Genomic DNA, 16,867 nt, shown 5'->3' with positions numbered 1-16,867 from the left:
CCGCCTCGCCACAGGGCATGACATTGTCGCTCGGATCGGCGGCGATGAGTTTGTTCTTGTGTTGCACGAAAACAATGAGAGCTTTGACGAACGACATCAGCGCATCAAAGCGGCAGTCGCGCAACCGTTGATGATACAAGGCATGGATTTCACGGTCAGTTGTAGCATTGGCGTCGCCTACTACCCCTGGCACGGCCTTGTTGCGTCCGACCTCTTCAAGGCCGCCGATCTTGCGATGTATAAAGCCAAAGAAAATGGTCGAAACGCCGTTGAAACCTTTTCGCAGGAACTCCTCGATAGCGCACGGCAGAAGTTTCTCCGCGCCGAAGAACTGCGCAAGGCGATCCAAAACGATGAATTTGTGCTTCATTTTCAGCCACAAATAGAACTGAAAACTGGCCTTGTCTCAGGCGTCGAAGCGCTCGTCAGATGGAATCATCCGTTGGAAGGTATGTTGCCTCCATCCGAGTTCATCTCTCTTGCGGAAGAAACCGGCGTGATCGTCGAGCTGGGTGAAGCAGTCCTCAGGAAAGCCTGTCACAAAGCCAAAAAATGGAGCACGAATGGTCACCCTCGCATCCCGGTGAGTGTCAACATGTCGCCGAAGCAGTTTCAGAACGCAGGTGTGATCAATCATGTCAAAACTGCACTCAGGGAGAGTGGTTTGGACCCGTCGCTCCTTGAAATCGAGATTACCGAAAGTTCGGTCATGCGTGATATCGGTTCGGCCGCGGGCGTGATGAAAGAGCTGACCGACATGGGAGTCACTTTCGCAATTGACGATTTCGGGACCGATTACTCTTGCTTGAATATGCTGAAAAAGCTCCCGTTCTCCCGTCTGAAAATCGATAGATCGTTTATCACGAACACGCCAGACGGCGAACAAGACTGTGCCATTGTCACGGCCATCTTGAACCTGGCGAGAAGTTTCAAGCTTCAGGTCGTGGCGGAGGGCGTTGAGACGATCGAGCAGGCGCGCTTCTTGCGTCTGGCGGGATGCGAACACGGGCAGGGCTATTTCTACAGCCGTCCCGTCTGTGACCGCACAATTGATGCGCTTCTGGACAAGCAATATTAAGCCAATTCTGGCTGGGTAGTTTATTCCAAGCCATCGTGCAAAGGCGTGCCGCAAACGTGGGCCTGGTCAATTCTGTAATTCAGTCCGAAAACAAACATACGTCAGGAGCGTAGGGGAAACCCTCGCATCCCAAGGGTTCACTATGGCGGGAGGGTGGGATTCGAACCCATGATACCCTTGCGAGTATGCCGCATTTCGAGTGCGGTGCTTTCGACCACTCAGCCACCTCTCCGGTCACATTGGTCGACGCTTTATGGCGCGGGCTGTCTCATGGCTTCACCAGAGCGGCGTGTAGCTCTGGACGATTGGCCAGACTGCTTCTCCGCCAAAAGATAAGCCACGATTAAAATACCTCCTACGCCTTTACACTTGGATTCATTGCCCGTCGATAAGCTCCGTCGACATCGAGTGGCGCTGAAAGGTGGAAGCAGCATGCCCCGCGTAAAACAGAGGTATGTTCGAAGTATCGCGGAGAAGCGCTTCGAGCACGTTTATCGCAGGATCGAAGGCGAGCGGTGTATATACTGCGGGATCGCCAACGATGGGAAGCTTGACCACCGACCGCCGGTATATGTGCTTCATCGGTTCGCAGACGGTGGTTTAGTCACCAAGAGGAAGATCCGACAGCAATTTGGCGAATGCAAGCTCGTCCCCTGCTGCACCATCTGTAACATGGGCCTCGGCGCTTATCACGGCACCGATGATGATGATTGTCGCAGAGAAATCCTGAACTGGTTTTCAGCTGACGAGCGTTATCCAGAGGATCAGCTGATATTGGAAATCGGACGTGGGCTCATCAGGAGACGCCTCGAAGGCTTGAGCAACCACGACATCTACGAGTTCCCAGGCGTAGGCCGCGTTATCTACATGAACGCGTTGATCGCTTCTTCGGCAAGCTCTGGAGCTGAGGGCTCGCCTTCTTGGCTGCAGCAGGTGCAACTAGAGTTGGCAGACTGGCTGCGTGGGGCTCCCCAAAAAAAGAGCGCCTACTTCTTAGCGATGGCGAACCTCGAGAGCTATGAATTGCTTCCACATGCGCGAGACGATCCTCGCGGCCAACTCTTCGAAAGCGAGCCCGCCCAGCAGTCTCCGGACCCTCGGCAACCCGCTCTCGATTACGGATGCTGACAGGAAGCAACGGTCATTAGGTAGGAGTAAACCGTGTTTCAGCACAAGTGCATAGTTAAACCTCGTTGCAAGATTTGGCGCCCCAAACGCACTTGCCTTCTAGCAATGGGATGATTGCCGATGCACGTCTATAAGGAAAAGAGCCTGCAACAGGCAGCGACCACCTGGATGAAGCGTCATTGGGACTATCGTGAACTCACCTCTGATGAAGAGGCGATCGGCGACCGTATGGATAGCATCGGATGGCTCAAAGACGAACTGATCGCCATTGAGGTAAAGCCGGTCGTTCACGGTGGCATGGTGTATCACCGCGAAGACCGTGGAAGCTCCTTGGAAGCCAAAGTAGCTTGCACGTTAGCTGATCTCTACACAGGTGTTCGCGGGCGGCAACTTGACGTAATTCGAGAGCATTGGTCGCAATTGGCGCCCCTTTCGATTGGCATCTTGGCGGGCAGCTATAGCGCACAGGGTCTCGAATCACTTAAATCGATGCTGACTTCCAGAGCCGAGGAGTGGCATTTCAATTACCGGATCATAGAATGGACCGGTTCGGAAGCAATCGAACGAGCTACCTACGATCAAGCCAGACCTCCTGCGGACCTTGCTTGGAATGATGTTGCTGTTCCAAAACTGGTAGGCCGCTCGAAGCGCAGCACGAAAACTCTGGAACAAGTGCACGCCGAAGCGTTCAAGCTGGGTGTCAACGAGCTGTTCGACGCGTGCATCGGCGAAGCCGAAAGTGCTGGCTTCAAGGTTCAGCCGCGTCCGACAGGTCTGAAGATGACAAAAGCGCGACCAGACGGAACCCGCGGACTTCTGGCGCTCTTCCTTGATCGATCAGACCCACAGAACGGCATAAACCTCGGTATCGACGCCGCTGGGTTCGCTCTGGCGCCTGGCGAGCTTCCTGAGCGCCAAGCGCCTAGAGCCGGATTTCTCAACTCCAATAGATACCTCCGAACGTCGAGCGAAATAGCCGAGCTGTTCGAGGCACTAGCACGTTAGATGGTAGAGGATGAGAACTGGACCTCCGAATGGCGCCAAGAGCAAACCGTGCCTGCATATCGATCGCACTCATAAGGTCGACTGGAGCGGTAGAATTTTTCGGAAGTGACCCTTTAGGTGCCGGGAACGTGACCCTGTAACACAAACCCACTGACGCGAAAGCCGATCAGATCTCAGTCTTTTTGCTGAAACCCCTTCCACCCCAAAGGTTGTTTATGGCGGAGAGGGTGGGATTCGAACCCACGATACGGTTGCCCGTATGCCGCATTTCGAGTGCGGTGCTTTCGACCACTCAGCCACCTCTCCGGTCACATTGGTCGGCGCTCGATGGCGCGGGCTGTCTCATAGCGGCAACTCCCCCCCCATGCAAGAGCGAATGTGACGCTTTCTCCATTTGCTTCCCAAAACAACAAACTGTCAGTGCGCGTCCTGAAAAGTCTGCGGCACTTGGCCACCTCGTACCCGTCGAACAGGCTATGGCGTTCAGCTCTGGCCGATCCTGCAAGACATGCGTCAGCTGCGTGAGACCTACGGGCAGCGGTCTGGCACCTTCCTCTCCAATGCCAGCACACTTCAGGTGTTCGGCGTCAATGCCATCGAGACGGCAAGCCTGATTGCAAGAACGATCGGCCGCATGGACGAACGGCACGTCACGCAATCCTGGAGCAGTCCAAACCTACCCTGGAAGCCACCCAGCATCACATCCAGCGAGCATATCGTGGCCCGTGACCTGATGGCCCCGGACGAGATCATGCGGCTCCCTGACGAGGCAATGATTCTGCTCAACAGGGGCCAGAGGCCGGCACTGGCGCAAAAGATTCGCGACGACACAGACCCGGAGTTCCGCACTCTATTCGACCCGTCCTGAGCCGCCAACCATGCACCAGCGCACACAGCGCAAACCACGCCCGAGCCCCAAGACCAACCCGGATCAAAGCCGCGCTTGCGCGAGATCCGGGTCAGACAGTGAAGAACATCGGAGCGTTCAGCATCGCGGCAACCGCAGGGCGCGAACGCGGGAATTCTCGTCACGTCAGGGCCGCACAAAGGGAAGCCGCAGGAGCCTGAGCATAGCGACCTGTTAGGGTCAGGCGGGACCGACTTCACCCGGCCATGGCGTTCCGCACGAACGGGCAGTGAGCTTTATCGGTCCAGTCGCTGATATCGCCGCCCTTACCTGCCAGGCCGTCCCAGCGTCCTTGCGATATCGATGATGTCATCGCGGGCTGCCGTCGGATCATCCTTGCTCCAGGCGACACCAAGACCGATTTTCAGGTCGACACCCGTCACCTTTTTCAGCACGACGTCCCTGCCCGGCAGATCCCCCGTCCATTCAGGTGCGAAGCCGACACCGAGACCCGAGGAGACAAGCGAGATCAGCGAGAAGGTGTCGTCACAGGTATAGGCGACATTGTCATTCAGCCCGTGCTCTTCGAAGGTCTCTGCAAAATAGCGCTCGGTGAAGGACAGGTTCTGCCGCTTGAAGGCGATGATCTTCTCGGCCCTCAGATCGTCGATCGTCACCTCGTGCTTCGAGGCCAGTGGGTTTCCTATTGGCACAGCCAGCAGGTACCGCTCATGGGCGATCGAGAAGAAGCGCAGCGAGCCGATGTTCTCGACAGGGCGGATAAAGCCGAGGTTCAGCTTGCCGCATTCCAGCTGGCGGATGATCTCCGATGTCGAGCCGTTCGAGACATGCAGGCGGATGTCGGGAAACTTCCGACCAATCCGGGCGAGGAATGCGGGGAGCACCCCTGTCGTTGCGGGATAGATCGTGCCGATCCTGATCTCCCGCATGGTCCTGCCCCCCGCTGCACGCGCCATCTCTGCTGAGAGATCCAGCTCCCCCAGCATCCTAACACAGCGATCGTAGAACACCTCCCCTGCCCGCGTCAGCTCTACCTTGCGGGTCGAGCGCGTCAGCAACTGCACGCCAAGCCCCTTCTCCAGCGCCTGGACCTGCGTGCTCAGCGCCGGCTGGGCAATGTTCACCCGCATGGCGGCACGGCCAAAGTGCAGCTCCTCGGCGACGGCTACGAAGTAAGAGAGTTGGCGGATTTCCATTGGCAGCTCCCGCATACATGTGATTGAGCTGAAGCGATCGCAGCTCAGTGAGCTTTTGTAGAGTATACTCTGTAGCTGTATACTCTACAAATGATTTCCATACCTCATGGAAATTCGTGAGCTTTTTGCCAGAAATTTACGGAAGATGCGGCAGGCGAAAGGCCTGTCGCAGGAAGAGCTTGCGCACCGGGCGAACGTAGACCGAACCTATGTAAGCTCCTTGGAGCGTGCTGTTTACAGCCCCACCATCGAAGTTCTGGAAAAGCTAGCCCGTGCGCTAGGCTCTCGACCTGAAGATCTCATCAAATCAGCGGAGGTAGACGAGCGTCATCAAGGAGATTGAGCCCTTAAGGCACAATCGAAGCAGACTTCCTCAGCAGGCACCCTTCAGCCATGCCGCGGTTTTCTTAGCTTGAGTTCTCGTCGACTCAGCAGATCAACAAGCAGCAAAGCTTGCCCTGGTGCCATCCGTGAAAGACCTCCTTTGGCAAAGCCGAGGCATCCCTTAACCCGACTCTGCACAACGAAAATTTGGCATTCTGTACGGCTGACAACGGCCTGCATTGATAGGTATGGAAGCCTATTATCATTTCACTGCAGACCACTGCTCTGGAGCAGTCTTAGAAGTCGCCTACGTAAAGCCCCCGGCGAACACGCCATCATACTGCCGATAGCATTCCCCACTACAGGATGGGGGCACATCCGAGACAGGCCTGCTCTACGGCTCGCATCCCGGGCTTAGCCGCTGCACGCCTCTGTCACGACGTCGATAAACCAGTGCTCCCTTCCCTACACGCCGCTTGAAGCGATACCCAAATCTGATATGTTCTTCCTTTGTTCGGAATCCGCCCAATTTTGGACGATAAGGCTTAAGTGTAGATCCCATGCTTCAAAGATCAGACGAGACCGCATGACCGCCCATCTCGAAAGCCTCAACGAACAACAGCGGGACGCGGTCATACATGGCACCGGCCCGGGCGAGCCGTCAAAAGCAGGTCCGCTTCTCATCATTGCAGGTGCGGGTTCCGGCAAGACAAACACGCTTGCCCATCGTGTCGCCCATCTGATCCTCAACGGGGCCGATCCACGCCGGATCCTGCTGATGACCTTCTCACGTCGCGCCGCCTCCGAAATGGCGCGCCGCGTTGATCGTATCTGCCGACAGGTGCTCGGCGACAAGGCACTTGCTGACGGTCTTCTATGGTCGGGCACCTTCCATGGGATCGGGGCCAGACTGCTCCGGCTTTATGCCGAACAGATTGGGCTTAGCGTCGATTTCACGATCCATGACCGCGAAGACAGCGCCGACCTGATGAACCTTGCGCGCCACGAGCTGGGCTTGTCAAAGACCGAGACCCGCTTTCCCACCAAGGGAACATGCCTTGCGATCTATTCGCGCGTCGTCAATGCCGAGAGCTCGATCGCAGAGGTGCTGAAATCCGCCTATCCCTGGGCGATCAACTGGGAAGAGGAATTAAAGGCGCTGTTTGCCGCCTATGTCTCGGCCAAACAGGCGCAGGGCGTCCTCGACTATGACGACCTCCTTCTCTACTGGGCACAGATGGTTTCGCATGCGGAACTGGCCGACGATATCGGCAACCGCTTCGACCATGTGCTGGTCGACGAATATCAGGACACCAACCGGCTGCAGGCGCAGATCCTGATGTCGCTCAAACCGGGTGGGCGGGGTTTAACCGTTGTTGGCGATGATGCCCAATCGATCTATTCCTTTCGGGCAGCAACCATCCGAAACATCCTCGACTTTCCAAATGAGTTTTCACCAAAGCCGGCTGATGTCATCACGCTTGACCGCAATTATCGCTCGACGCAGCCGATCCTCGCTGCTGCCAATGGCGTGATTGGATTGGCACGCGAGCGCTACACCAAGAACCTCTGGACCGACAGGCAATCAGAACAAAAGCCCCGTCTGGTGACAGTCAAGGACGAGAACGACCAGGCAGGCTTTATCGTCGAAGAGGTCCTGGCAAACCGCGAGATCGGCATTGCGCTCAAGCAACAGGCGGTTCTTTTCAGGGCGTCGAGCCATAGCGGTACGCTCGAAGTCGAACTGACTAGGCGAAATATCCCCTTCGTCAAGTTCGGTGGCCTCAAGTTTCTCGACAGTGCTCATGTCAAGGATCTCCTGGCCATCATCCGCTTTGCCCAGAACCCGCGTGATCGCGTGGCCGGTTTTCGGGTGCTGCAGATGCTGCCTGGTATCGGGCCGCAAAGGGCTGCCACAATCCTCGACACGATTGCCGGGGATCCTGAGCCCCTGGCGTCGCTTGCCGAGATCCCACCGCCGCCGAAAACCGGCGATGACTGGGCACCGTTGGTCACCTTGCTTTGCGCCCTTCGCAGAGATGAACATGGCTGGCCGGGCGACATCGAACAGGCAAGGCTCTGGTATGAGCCGCATCTCGAACGGATCCATGAGGATCCAGACACCCGCAAGGCTGACCTCGTACAGCTCGAGCAGATCGCATACGGCTATGCAAGCCGCGAGCGCTTCTTGACTGAACTGACACTCGATCCACCGGATGCAACAAGCGATCAGGCGGGCATTCCCCTGCTTGACGAGGATTACCTGATCCTCTCGACGGTCCATTCCGCCAAGGGCCAGGAATGGCGTGCGGTCTTCATGCTCAATGTCGTTGACGGCTGCATGCCCTCTGACCTTGGAGCGGGAACGACAGATGAGCTCGAGGAAGAGCGCCGGCTACTTTATGTCGGCATGACCAGGGCTAGAGACAGCCTCAGCCTGATCACGCCACAGCGGTTTTACACCCATGGGCAAAATAGCCGCGGCGATCGGCATGTCTATGCGTCCCGCACGCGATTCATCCCGGCCATGCTGTTGCAGTTTTTTGAGCAGACAAGCTGGCCGAAGGTTTCCCAGTCCACGCCAAAGCGCAGTGCAAGCCAAATCCGTATTGATGTCGCGGCACATATGCGCGGCATGTGGAAATAGAACACATTTAACAAAGAAGATTCGACGGGCGGGAAACCGCAGTCCCGTTTCGCATCGAAATGACTGCTGCGGCAGGTGCACTCCCTGAACGCCGGAGTGACAGCCAGCCAAAAGACATCGACAGGTTCGTGACCCTGCTTGCCGTTTTCCCAAGATGGCGCCTGATGAACTGCTCCCAGTTACCCGGAAAGGCGTTGGCACCGCAGCCCCTCAGCAAGCGGGGACAACACCTTTCCGGTTCCGTGCTTGGCCGTCATCGCTCTTGACCTCGACCCATTTGAGAACATAGTAGGAACATATTCCGTTCTCTCGCCATCAAAGGCAGGCGCTGTCATGCAAGATCACCCTCGAGAGCGCCTTCGGCTCAATGTCGCCATTGCGCTTGGCTGCCTACGCCGCACGACAATTCGCGGCTTTGCTGGATGTGGCCCAAGCCGTCGCCGTGACTGGCATCTGGCCCCGGTCATGGCAGATGCGATTGTCCGTGCCGTGACGGCATCGCTCTGTTTCTATAAGAATGACCGGATCGTGATCCTCAGCCGTGTTGCCCACCATATCGAAAAGGTCCTGAAAGATGTGGCCGACAGCGAGGCGCGAGCCCTGGCTGGGATAGACGCCAGGGAGCGCGATCGGGCAAGGCAGGCGATCGCTGACCGCATCACAGAGCGGCTTTGTCAACGCTACATGATCCGCTTAACCCCTCGACCCATCATGGTCCCAGCCACCGGCGTCTGGTGCGGGCTGGATCGCGATCAAGGTGACGAACAAGACGGTTGGGGCAAAAGCTGATAAGGGAGAAGAAAGGGAGAGGCAACGACAGGCGATAGCCAAATCATCTGTGCCCCCCATTGCTCTTACCGAGCAGCATAAATGGCCAGTGCGCGACAGCTCACCCCAAGAAGACAGCTTGAGCGACGCTTTATGTATAACAAGTCCAATCAGCCATTCTGGCTCCCTGTCCTGGAACAGGTCAAGAGCACCGATCACTAAGCGTCGCTAGCCACGTCCATTTCAGTCATCAGCTGCGAAACGACGCTGACACGCGCGCGGTGACACTTGTGGCTCAGAGGCCGCCTAATTTTCGCAACCGGAGAACGTGCCGGCAAAACGGAATAAAGATGGCCTACGAAGATGTCACAGACACGCTGCGGTTTTGTTTTCTGTCAAAATCCTCAGGGGTTGAAAGAAAGAATTTGCAGGCTTTGGTTGTCCCCTGTAAGCACCATTGTTCAATAAACTCTTTTGTTGCAAGTGCTTATGGATTCGTTCAATTTACTGTCCCGCGCCCTGATAGACACGTGGCTGACGTCCTCCGGCACAACCTCTACCGCAGAGATCTATGCAGACGTCGCCAACAGGCTCAATGCCAAGATGGCGCTCTTCGTCATGAAGACAGAAGCGGATGATCCCTATGATTGGCAATTGCGCCGGATCCGTAATTTCAGCTTCCGCAGTTCGCTTCTTGCACAGCTCGCTCCAGCTTTTGCCGACACGACATTGCGTGAGCTTGACCGGGGCTTTGTCAATCAATCAATGATCCCTGCCTACACACGGGCCTTGATGCTGAGACGCCCAACAAAAGAGATGGTCAGGTCACAGATCGGTGCAATCCAGGTGGGATATGAACGTCTCATCCTGCCCCAAAAGGCCACGGAAAGACCAAACTGGTGCATCAGTCTGGTGGTTACACGCTATCTGCTTCCAAAAATGCTCGAGGCGAAGACGGATGCCATCGATGAAAATGTTATACAGCTTCTGATCGAAGGCCACACGACAAAAGAAATCGCCGACTGGCTTAACTTATCACCGCGGACGATCGAGCATCGCCTTAGTCGGTTGAAGGATCGCTTCGAGGCTGAGAATCTCGTTCATCTCGTCGCAAAGATCGTCGCCGCACAAGTCAGCGAAAACACTTTCTAAATAAGGGGACAAGGTCAGAAGTCACCAGCAGCCACTTCAACGGACTAGAACTAGCGGAAGAGGGACAGAATGATCTCGGGCTGGGTATTGGCAATCTGAAGGCTTTGCAAAGCAAGCTGCTCCTGGGTTTGAAGCGCCTTCAACCTAGTCGATACCGCATTGAGATCGGCGTCGACGAGACGACCAACACCCTTGTCGATCGTTGCCATCATCTCTTCGGTAAACCCGGCCTGGAGATCAATTCTCGACTGCAAAGCACCAAGGGTAGACGCACCAGAGACAACAGCTTGTGACATAACGTCGAGAGCGGAAATTAGGTCATCGATATCGGCACCTGGATCAGTGATATCGATGGATAGGAAATCAAACCCGCTCAGTGTCACATAGGTCGAGTTCGTCTCGACTGTGAGTATGTCCGTCACACTGGTATTCGAGATGTTGAAGACGGCATATCGCCCGACATGCGGTCCGGAGGTATCCGGGGTAATCCAAAGATTGCCGCTATAAGACGAGAAGTTCAGTTCACTCACAACTGAATTCAGCACTGTCGCGAAATCACCGAGACTTCCGACAATGCCATCGCTTGTGCCAAGAGCTGCATCGACATCGGCCTTGGTCACCGTGTAGCTCTGGCTCGTCCCGGCTGACGGAAAATTCACGTCAAACGAGAACTGCGAAGACGCCGTCAGCTGGAACTGGAAGCCTGCGGTGAACGGGATGTAGGCGGCGGGCGGAATATTGACGTGCTGGTAGGCCTGCGACAGGCCAAAACTGTAATTACTGGCAAGCGACGAACTGACCGAGCCAATTGCGATGCTTGAGCCCTGCCCGGGAGCGGTCGTTTCCAGCGAAAAGACATCGATCAGACTGCCGCTGCCAGAAGTCGGTGAGAAGTGGAAATCATGCGAGATGTCTGCGGGCACGCCAGCGGCAGTCAATGCAGCCCTCATCACGGTGACCATCTCGGCGGTACTCGTGATAGATCCGTCTGACTTTCCAAGCGCGGAATTCACCAGCGCCTGATCGATCGTGACCGGGTAATTGCTGCCGGCGGAATAGGGCGCGTTGGCGTCGACCATCACATTGAAGGAGATCTGATCTGTGGGTCCGAGACTGCGGGCACCGGCGAACGTAAACCATGAATGGCCATAATGCGGCGTGTCAGAGACTGCCCCATTCTGCAGGCCGCCGATATCGGAAGGAAGGCCACCTGGGGTACTGACCTGCTTCGTGATCTTGGCCGACTGGAGCAGGCCCCCACCGGTTCTGTTGAAAAGCGAGATTTCGTCGAGTGCGACGTCTGTCGTGTCCACCGACACGCCAGCCCCGGCCGACCGGATGAAAGAAGAGACGACAGAGACCCTGTTTTGTGTGGGATCATCAAGTTCGGCGATATCAGTATTCAACCAGTTTTGTCCGCCAAAGCTCGACGCCTCTGCGATGCTAACCACTTGTTGCTTGAATTGCTCGAGTTCGGCTTGGATCTTTTCCTTATCGACGCCAGCTTCCTTGGATGCAACCAGCTTTGCCTTGAACTCTGCAAGGACGTCAACGACCGCTTCCATTCCGGCATAGGCCGTATCGACCTTGGCAGCACCAAGGCCAAGAGCGTCCGAGATCGCAGAGACAGCGCGCCTGTCGGAACTCATCGTCGTGGAAATTGACCAGTAGGCGGCATTATCCGACGCGGACGCGACCCTGAGCCCCGATGATGCCTGACTTTGTGTCGTCTGCAGCGATGCAGATAGGCTTCGCAAAGTTTGCAAAGCGGCCATGGATGCGGTGTTTGAAAGGATGCTTGTCATGAAACGTCGCTGAAAATGGATTTCGATAAGCGGGCGTCATCATGAGCCAAGAAGCGGTAACTCCGACCGACAACATGCTGAACAATGTCTTAACAATGGCGCCAATATGCAACGGGGATTTCCCCCTCATTTCAAAAGAGGGAAGACAGATTGATGCTCGATCAGGCGCTCGACGAGCATGCCAACGCCATGCTTTTGGATGGCGCTCGATCCCAAATGAAGAAATGGCCTCCATATTTCATGGAAGGAAAGGTGGCCGCTCGGGCGAACCCAGAGCCATGGCCGCAAGAGCTTAGGTGAGAGAAGCCCCCCATCCTGTCCATGTCCGGAAAATGACTTCTCGAACCAAGTTATTCACTTGCTCGATTGTCAGGCTCCATCTTTGATCATTCGCCCGATCGACAAGAAAAGGGATGTCACTTGACCGCCTAGATGCAGTGAGCTGCATCTGGGATTGCCGTGACGCGTGTCGCCATATATCTGGGCACCCACTGTAGATACCGCCCCAATGTCTCCACCTCATCAGCGCGTTTGAACCGACCCAAGTTGATGGAGGTATCCCTCTGAAAGACGACTTGCCGTCTACAACCTCAACCGCTATGCGAATTGTGCAAGAATGCATCTAGGAGAGTATCATTATGGCCACCGGCATCGTCAAATTCTTCGCCCAGGACAAGGGCTTTGGCTTCATCACCCCAGACGCGGGCGGACCCGACGTCTTTGTCCACATTTCTGCGATTGGCACGGGCAGCCCTCTGCAGGACGGCCAGAAGGTGAGCTACGATGTCGGCCAGGATCGCAAGACCGGCAAATCCAAGGCAGAAAACGTCGCTGTTCTGCGCTGATATCCTTAAAGCCCAATTGTGACGCGTGCGGCTGGCTATATCACAGCCAAAGCGCGCGTCGTCTATAACCTGGAAGGATGGGATTTCCATGCCTTACGCAGGGCACCGCCATTTCGCGGCCAGTACGGGCCTTTCAGGCGGCCACTCCAGACAATGGCATTCAGCAGCAGAGCGCGAATTGCCCTACAAAGGTGGATACTGCAGATTGCGCAAGCTTCTCTGTCAAGCCAGGCGACATCACATCGCTTACAGTTTCGTAGCATTGACGGCGTTCAGTTGAACGTCTTCATCTATTAAGTGAAAAATCTACCCCATCTACATGAATAAATGAAAACAAATCTGGGAAAGCCTGCGATTGACGCTTGTTGGAGAAGCCCGCTCAATGTTCCTCGGAGATCTGCAAACCACGCGCAGCATGGGCAGCGTTGAGGATCGCAGCACCTGAGGTCAGCCTGCAAGACGTGACAAAAACTACCGCCATAACGCCTGCTATAGAAAGGCTCAGCGCCAAATCAGGCTGGACACGCTCAAGAAGGGTGGAAAGATAGTGCAACGCGAGGCAACCACAACCAGCATGTTGATGATGCAGCGCATGGCCGCCGACCAGATGAGATAACCTAAGTTCAGCTAGCCGAAGATCGCACCTTGATGACGAACGAGCATTCGACCCGATCCCGTCCCTGACGCTTGACGAGACAAAGCGCTTCAACTGTGCAGTCGATTGCTGTGACGACAACGGATTTCATATCTGCGACTTCGCTCACACCCCATTCGCTATTAAGAAGTTGCCCGTGCAGTCTGGCGACTGACATATCCGTCTTGCCTTTGACCGTATTTTGGGCCTTTCAATATTTTCCCTGCTAGGCCGCGATCGGTCTCGGGATCCAAATCAACGAGGCGCCGCATTCTGAGCCGATCCATCCAGCCATGGAAGCTTGAGCGACCTGATGGATATCTCGGCGGAAGCAGTTTGACAAATTTCCGGATCTGGGCAAGCAGGCTTGGTGGATGGCACACTGTAAACCGCCTGCGGTCGCTCAACTCCGTCGATAGCAGGGCGTGTCTGCGTCTTGGCGATGCCGCCTTAACCGGCGTAATCAGGGCCGGCGTTAACATCAACCCCAACGGGCTGGCGGTTCATTTGAACGACATGGAACCGATCGTGTCGGCGCACTTTAACGAATCACAGGGTATTGCTGATGAATATCCTTGAACTGCAAATTCGGCTCAAGAGGCTAGGCTATGCGGCTTCATTGGCTAGGGCTGCGCATATCGTTCATCATCGAGTGCGTTAAGGCTCTCGCGATCTCCTGCTCTAGATCGTAAGGGGTATCGCTGGGCGCGCTGGTATATTCAAGGCCGGATACTATTGCAGCCTGCACGAAACTGGCAAAGGCAGCCTCGTCATTTGCTTCGCCCTTAAGCGCTTTCGTACATGATACGATCGCCTGCTTGTACGCATGGTCCCGGGAGCCGGGCCACTGATCAAGAAGATAATATGCAGCCCCGCGCGTTGTCGAAATGCGCGCGTAGGTCTTGCTTTTACCGCCCAGTTCGATGGTGACGGTTTTGTCCCAAGATCCAGACTTCATTTCTGCTCTCCGTTTCTCACGGCGAGCATTAATGCCTCACGCTTGCGTGTGCCTTGTTTGTTCGCCGATGTCGGCAGCGCACCAGAAGGAAAAGATCCGACCAGCTTGAGGACTTGTACGCGGGTCTTTGGCAGGCCGGCATCGCTGCCGCGATAGGGCCTACCTCATCTCAGCACAGGCTTCGCGGTCCATCCACAGAGCCTAATCGAAGTCTAGCATCAGGACATCATCATGCTTACCGCGACATCACCAAGTGGGCGCGGGGGCGCGCGCTTCTGCGTGCTCAGGAGAGCACTGTGTAACCTGTTGTTTCTACCCCGTTGGCGTCTCTACAACCGAGACAGGCCTCACTTTGCGGAGCCATGTTCTCAAGGCCGAGCTTGCCAAGATTGGGATCAAGCAGCTGACGTCGAGAAAAACCAAGCTCACCCGCGTGTAGAATGATGTCATCCTCGAAGCCGTTCTGTGTGACGAGCTCGAGCCCGCTGTCGTCATGGGATTCCGCCGATCGCCAGCAGCATGAAATGGATGCGCCCAACAACGATGTCTTCAACCTCAGCACTGGCGCCATCGCTGCAAGGGAAGGCCGACAGTCATTCGGTCAATCACCAAATTGGCCGGGCATAGGAGGTAAAGATCATTTTTCTCGAGTTTACATCTTTTGATGAACGATTATCCCGCGAGGACTGCGACCACGACGCCGACCTTGAGATCGTGCAACGACACGACGCGCGGCCGCCCCGCGCCGATCGCACTTGAAACCCAGTGATCCTGACGCTAAATTCCGTCAGGATAATCGGCAATCTACTATGGACACGATCACCATGAGCCTTACTCAATATGCCGATGACGGAATGTTCTCCCCTCGCAAGTTTGCGGAGACTTTGCTGACGACCAGCGAGGACATTGCCCGGACGACGGGCCTTGGCAAGGATGCAGTTCAACGGAAGGATAGGATCCGTTCAGACAAGACGCAGCGGCGTTTGCGCGAAGTGGCGGAGATCATCAATAAGGTCGAGCCTCGTTTCGGCTCAGCGCTCATGGCCTATGCCTGGTATCGATCACAACCCCTTCCCGGTTTCTCAGGCCTGACAGCGATGCAGCTTGTCCGAGACGGACGTGCCGACGATGTGCTCGATTACATAGACGCCGTCGATGCCGGCATCCACGCCTAGTCTAGCCTTGCACGATGTTCAAGGGCGAGTTGTATAGGGCAATTAACCCGATCTACGCCCGGGAACCGCTGTCAGGCTACGGGGCGCAACGGCATGGCGGGCGTTTCCACAAGAAGGGTGTGCCGGCACTTTACACCTCCCTTTCGATCATGACCGTTATCCGCGAGAGCAATCAGGTCGGAAGCTTGCAACCGACGACGATCGTATCTTACAGAGCAGATATCGAGCACGTCTTCGACAGTCGCAACGAAGCCGCTCTGGCGGCCTACGGAATGGATGCTGCAGCACTCGCAGACATCTCCTGGCGCGACCAGATGAGATCAAGCGGAGAGGCAAGAACCCAGGTCTTTGCTCGGCAGCTGATCGAGGATGGCTATCACGCACTGCTCGTTCAAAGCTATGCGCATGGTTCATCGTCAAGCGATCTTAATCTCGTACTTTGGCACTGGGGCGACACAGCGCCATCTCGCCTGGTTGTGACTGATGACGAGAACCGTCTCGCTTGAGGACGGCGTCTACAGACGCAAGAAGACTTAACCGAACAGTTATAATTCTGATGGCCGCATGCCTTTATAACCGTTCAGTAATAATCCAACATCCAACAGAATTCTATAATGGATCGGCTATAAAATACTCGTCCTGACTGTCGATGATCTGCATGAACGGCTGAAAAAAGAACGGAAACGGCGACGGCTGACCCAGTCTGGCGCGCCAGGCTTGGTCGGCTACTCGCAAAAGAGGCTTTCGGACTTCGAGCGTGGCAGGGTCAACCCGCTTGAGCAAGAGAAAGCGCAAGGCAAGTCGGGACAGATCGCCAATCGGCTCGTTCAACCCGATCTCGTCATTCTCGACTAGCTGGGATACCTGCCATTCAGCGCTTCAGGCGGGGCGCTACTCTTCCATCTGCTCAGCAGACTTTATGAGCGCACCAGCGTCATCATCACCACCAACCTCAGCTTCAGTGAATGCGCAAGCGTCTTCGGCGACGCAAAGATGACCACCGCGCTGCTCGACAGGCTCACCCACCACTGCCACATCCTCGAAACCGGAAACGACAGCTTCCGCTTCAAGAACAGCTCGGCTCAGCATCCCAAAACAGCAGAGGAGAAACGCAGGAACTTGACCCCGACCAACAACACGAACGATACCTAAAGGCGGGTCAATTCTCGGTGGAAACGCCGGGTCAGCGCTCAGTGGAAACGTATGGCCCGCCCTGCTTGCAAGTGGTTTTTTTGATCCCTGTACAGTCTGCTTCAACGTATTCGGTCTCACGGCATGCCGTGG

The 16,867-nt window shown here is 55.8% G+C and carries 15 protein-coding genes, 2 tRNA genes and 1 pseudogene; 12 read left to right on the top strand and 6 right to left on the bottom strand.

Annotated features, from left to right (window positions below):
* On the top strand, window positions 1–1,078 hold a 1,078-nt coding region (locus BW978_RS22905), incomplete at its 5' end, for a putative bifunctional diguanylate cyclase/phosphodiesterase (protein ID WP_139330649.1).
* A gap of 143 nt (window positions 1,079–1,221) precedes the next feature.
* Here BW978_RS22905 and BW978_RS22900 read toward each other — a convergent pair.
* Window positions 1,222–1,310, bottom strand: a tRNA-Ser gene (locus BW978_RS22900).
* Window positions 1,311–1,510: 200 nt separating this feature from the next.
* Between BW978_RS22900 and BW978_RS22895 the strand changes: the two genes are divergently transcribed.
* Window positions 1,511–2,206 carry a hypothetical protein gene (locus tag BW978_RS22895; protein ID WP_076398570.1) on the top strand — a complete coding sequence of 232 codons (696 nt, stop codon included), beginning with the start codon at window positions 1,511–1,513 and terminating at the stop codon, window positions 2,204–2,206.
* Between the two features lie 120 nt (window positions 2,207–2,326).
* The gene (locus tag BW978_RS22890; protein ID WP_076398567.1) at window positions 2,327–3,211 is read left to right on the top strand and encodes a hypothetical protein; all 885 of its coding nucleotides are present in this window, start codon (window positions 2,327–2,329) and stop codon (window positions 3,209–3,211) included.
* A 216-nt stretch (window positions 3,212–3,427) separates the two neighbouring features.
* Here BW978_RS22890 and BW978_RS22885 read toward each other — a convergent pair.
* A tRNA-Ser gene (locus BW978_RS22885) sits at window positions 3,428–3,517 on the bottom strand.
* A 202-nt stretch (window positions 3,518–3,719) separates the two neighbouring features.
* On the opposite strand from BW978_RS22885, the gene BW978_RS22880 reads away from it, so the two are divergent.
* Window positions 3,720–4,079 carry a type IV secretory system conjugative DNA transfer family protein gene (locus BW978_RS22880; protein ID WP_076398565.1) on the top strand — a complete coding sequence of 120 codons (360 nt, stop codon included), beginning with the start codon at window positions 3,720–3,722 and terminating at the stop codon, window positions 4,077–4,079.
* A 305-nt stretch (window positions 4,080–4,384) separates the two neighbouring features.
* Here the strand turns inward: BW978_RS22880 and BW978_RS22875 are convergent, their stop codons facing one another.
* Window positions 4,385–5,275, bottom strand: coding sequence for a LysR family transcriptional regulator (locus BW978_RS22875; RefSeq protein WP_076398562.1), 891 nt, complete (start codon window positions 5,273–5,275; stop codon window positions 4,385–4,387).
* 106 nt (window positions 5,276–5,381) lie between these two features.
* On the opposite strand from BW978_RS22875, the gene BW978_RS22870 reads away from it, so the two are divergent.
* The 4 genes from BW978_RS22870 (at window position 5,382) to BW978_RS22855 (ending at window position 10,166) form a co-directional block, all read left to right on the top strand.
* Window positions 5,382–5,618 (top strand): helix-turn-helix domain-containing protein, encoded by a 237-nt coding sequence (locus BW978_RS22870; RefSeq protein WP_076398559.1) that lies wholly within the window; start codon window positions 5,382–5,384, stop codon window positions 5,616–5,618.
* Between the two features lie 567 nt (window positions 5,619–6,185).
* Window positions 6,186–8,246, top strand: coding sequence for an ATP-dependent helicase (locus BW978_RS22865; protein WP_076398557.1), 2,061 nt, complete (start codon window positions 6,186–6,188; stop codon window positions 8,244–8,246).
* 465 nt (window positions 8,247–8,711) lie between these two features.
* Window positions 8,712–9,035, top strand: a complete 324-nt coding sequence (locus BW978_RS22860; RefSeq protein WP_076398555.1) for a hypothetical protein — start codon at window positions 8,712–8,714, stop codon at window positions 9,033–9,035.
* A gap of 468 nt (window positions 9,036–9,503) precedes the next feature.
* On the top strand, window positions 9,504–10,166 hold the full coding sequence (locus tag BW978_RS22855; RefSeq protein WP_076398552.1) for a LuxR C-terminal-related transcriptional regulator: 663 nt from the start codon (window positions 9,504–9,506) through the stop codon (window positions 10,164–10,166).
* A gap of 50 nt (window positions 10,167–10,216) precedes the next feature.
* On the opposite strand, the gene BW978_RS22850 is transcribed toward BW978_RS22855, so the two are convergent.
* Entirely contained in the window at window positions 10,217–11,971 is a 1,755-nt protein-coding gene (locus BW978_RS22850; RefSeq protein WP_076398549.1) for a flagellin N-terminal helical domain-containing protein, read from the bottom strand.
* Between the two features lie 638 nt (window positions 11,972–12,609).
* On the opposite strand from BW978_RS22850, the gene BW978_RS22845 reads away from it, so the two are divergent.
* On the top strand, window positions 12,610–12,816 hold the full coding sequence (locus BW978_RS22845; RefSeq protein WP_076398546.1) for a cold-shock protein: 207 nt from the start codon (window positions 12,610–12,612) through the stop codon (window positions 12,814–12,816).
* Window positions 12,817–14,066: 1,250 nt separating this feature from the next.
* On the opposite strand, the gene BW978_RS22840 is transcribed toward BW978_RS22845, so the two are convergent.
* Window positions 14,067–14,408 carry a DUF982 domain-containing protein gene (locus BW978_RS22840; protein ID WP_076398544.1) on the bottom strand — a complete coding sequence of 114 codons (342 nt, stop codon included), beginning with the start codon at window positions 14,406–14,408 and terminating at the stop codon, window positions 14,067–14,069.
* Window positions 14,409–15,232: 824 nt separating this feature from the next.
* On the opposite strand from BW978_RS22840, the gene BW978_RS22830 reads away from it, so the two are divergent.
* Both BW978_RS22830 and BW978_RS22825 read left to right on the top strand, forming a co-directional pair.
* Complete coding sequence (locus BW978_RS22830; RefSeq protein WP_076398572.1) at window positions 15,233–15,583, top strand: MbcA/ParS/Xre antitoxin family protein; 351 nt, start codon at window positions 15,233–15,235, stop codon at window positions 15,581–15,583.
* A 14-nt stretch (window positions 15,584–15,597) separates the two neighbouring features.
* Window positions 15,598–16,089 (top strand): RES family NAD+ phosphorylase, encoded by a 492-nt coding sequence (locus BW978_RS22825; protein WP_076398538.1) that lies wholly within the window; start codon window positions 15,598–15,600, stop codon window positions 16,087–16,089.
* A 103-nt stretch (window positions 16,090–16,192) separates the two neighbouring features.
* Here BW978_RS22825 and BW978_RS23925 read toward each other — a convergent pair whose 3' ends face one another.
* Window positions 16,193–16,414, bottom strand: a complete 222-nt coding sequence (locus BW978_RS23925) for a hypothetical protein (RefSeq protein ID WP_280173607.1) — start codon at window positions 16,412–16,414, stop codon at window positions 16,193–16,195.
* Between BW978_RS23925 and BW978_RS22820 the strand changes: the two are divergent.
* A pseudogene (locus BW978_RS22820) lies at window positions 16,349–16,735 on the top strand (ATP-binding protein); the annotation flags it as partial. The gene BW978_RS23925 and the pseudogene BW978_RS22820 overlap by 66 nt on opposite strands.
* Window positions 16,736–16,867 lie beyond the last annotated feature (132 nt).

It is taken from the genome of Rhizobium sp. RU33A (assembly GCF_900156055.1).
Lineage (GTDB): Bacteria > Pseudomonadota > Alphaproteobacteria > Rhizobiales > Rhizobiaceae > Allorhizobium.
Note: the sequence above shows the minus strand (reverse complement) of the source record. Positions and strands in the feature narration are given on the sequence as shown.

Bases quoted from the DNA above. Each gene is read 5' to 3' on its own strand.
- BW978_RS22895 (WP_076398570.1), top strand. From the start codon at position 1,511: ATGCCCCGCGTAAAACAGAGGTATGTTCGAAGTATCGCGGAGAAGCGC.
- BW978_RS22890 (WP_076398567.1), top strand. From the start codon at position 2,327: ATGCACGTCTATAAGGAAAAGAGCCTGCAACAGGCAGCGACCACCTGG.
- BW978_RS22880 (WP_076398565.1), top strand. From the start codon at position 3,720: ATGCGTCAGCTGCGTGAGACCTACGGGCAGCGGTCTGGCACCTTCCTC.
- BW978_RS22875 (WP_076398562.1), bottom strand. From the start codon at position 5,275: ATGGAAATCCGCCAACTCTCTTACTTCGTAGCCGTCGCCGAGGAGCTG.
- BW978_RS22870 (WP_076398559.1), top strand. From the start codon at position 5,382: ATGGAAATTCGTGAGCTTTTTGCCAGAAATTTACGGAAGATGCGGCAG.
- BW978_RS22865 (WP_076398557.1), top strand. From the start codon at position 6,186: ATGACCGCCCATCTCGAAAGCCTCAACGAACAACAGCGGGACGCGGTC.
- BW978_RS22860 (WP_076398555.1), top strand. From the start codon at position 8,712: ATGGCAGATGCGATTGTCCGTGCCGTGACGGCATCGCTCTGTTTCTAT.
- BW978_RS22855 (WP_076398552.1), top strand. From the start codon at position 9,504: ATGGATTCGTTCAATTTACTGTCCCGCGCCCTGATAGACACGTGGCTG.
- BW978_RS22850 (WP_076398549.1), bottom strand. From the start codon at position 11,971: ATGACAAGCATCCTTTCAAACACCGCATCCATGGCCGCTTTGCAAACT.
- BW978_RS22845 (WP_076398546.1), top strand. From the start codon at position 12,610: ATGGCCACCGGCATCGTCAAATTCTTCGCCCAGGACAAGGGCTTTGGC.
- BW978_RS22840 (WP_076398544.1), bottom strand. From the start codon at position 14,408: ATGAAGTCTGGATCTTGGGACAAAACCGTCACCATCGAACTGGGCGGT.
- BW978_RS22830 (WP_076398572.1), top strand. From the start codon at position 15,233: ATGAGCCTTACTCAATATGCCGATGACGGAATGTTCTCCCCTCGCAAG.
- BW978_RS22825 (WP_076398538.1), top strand. From the start codon at position 15,598: ATGTTCAAGGGCGAGTTGTATAGGGCAATTAACCCGATCTACGCCCGG.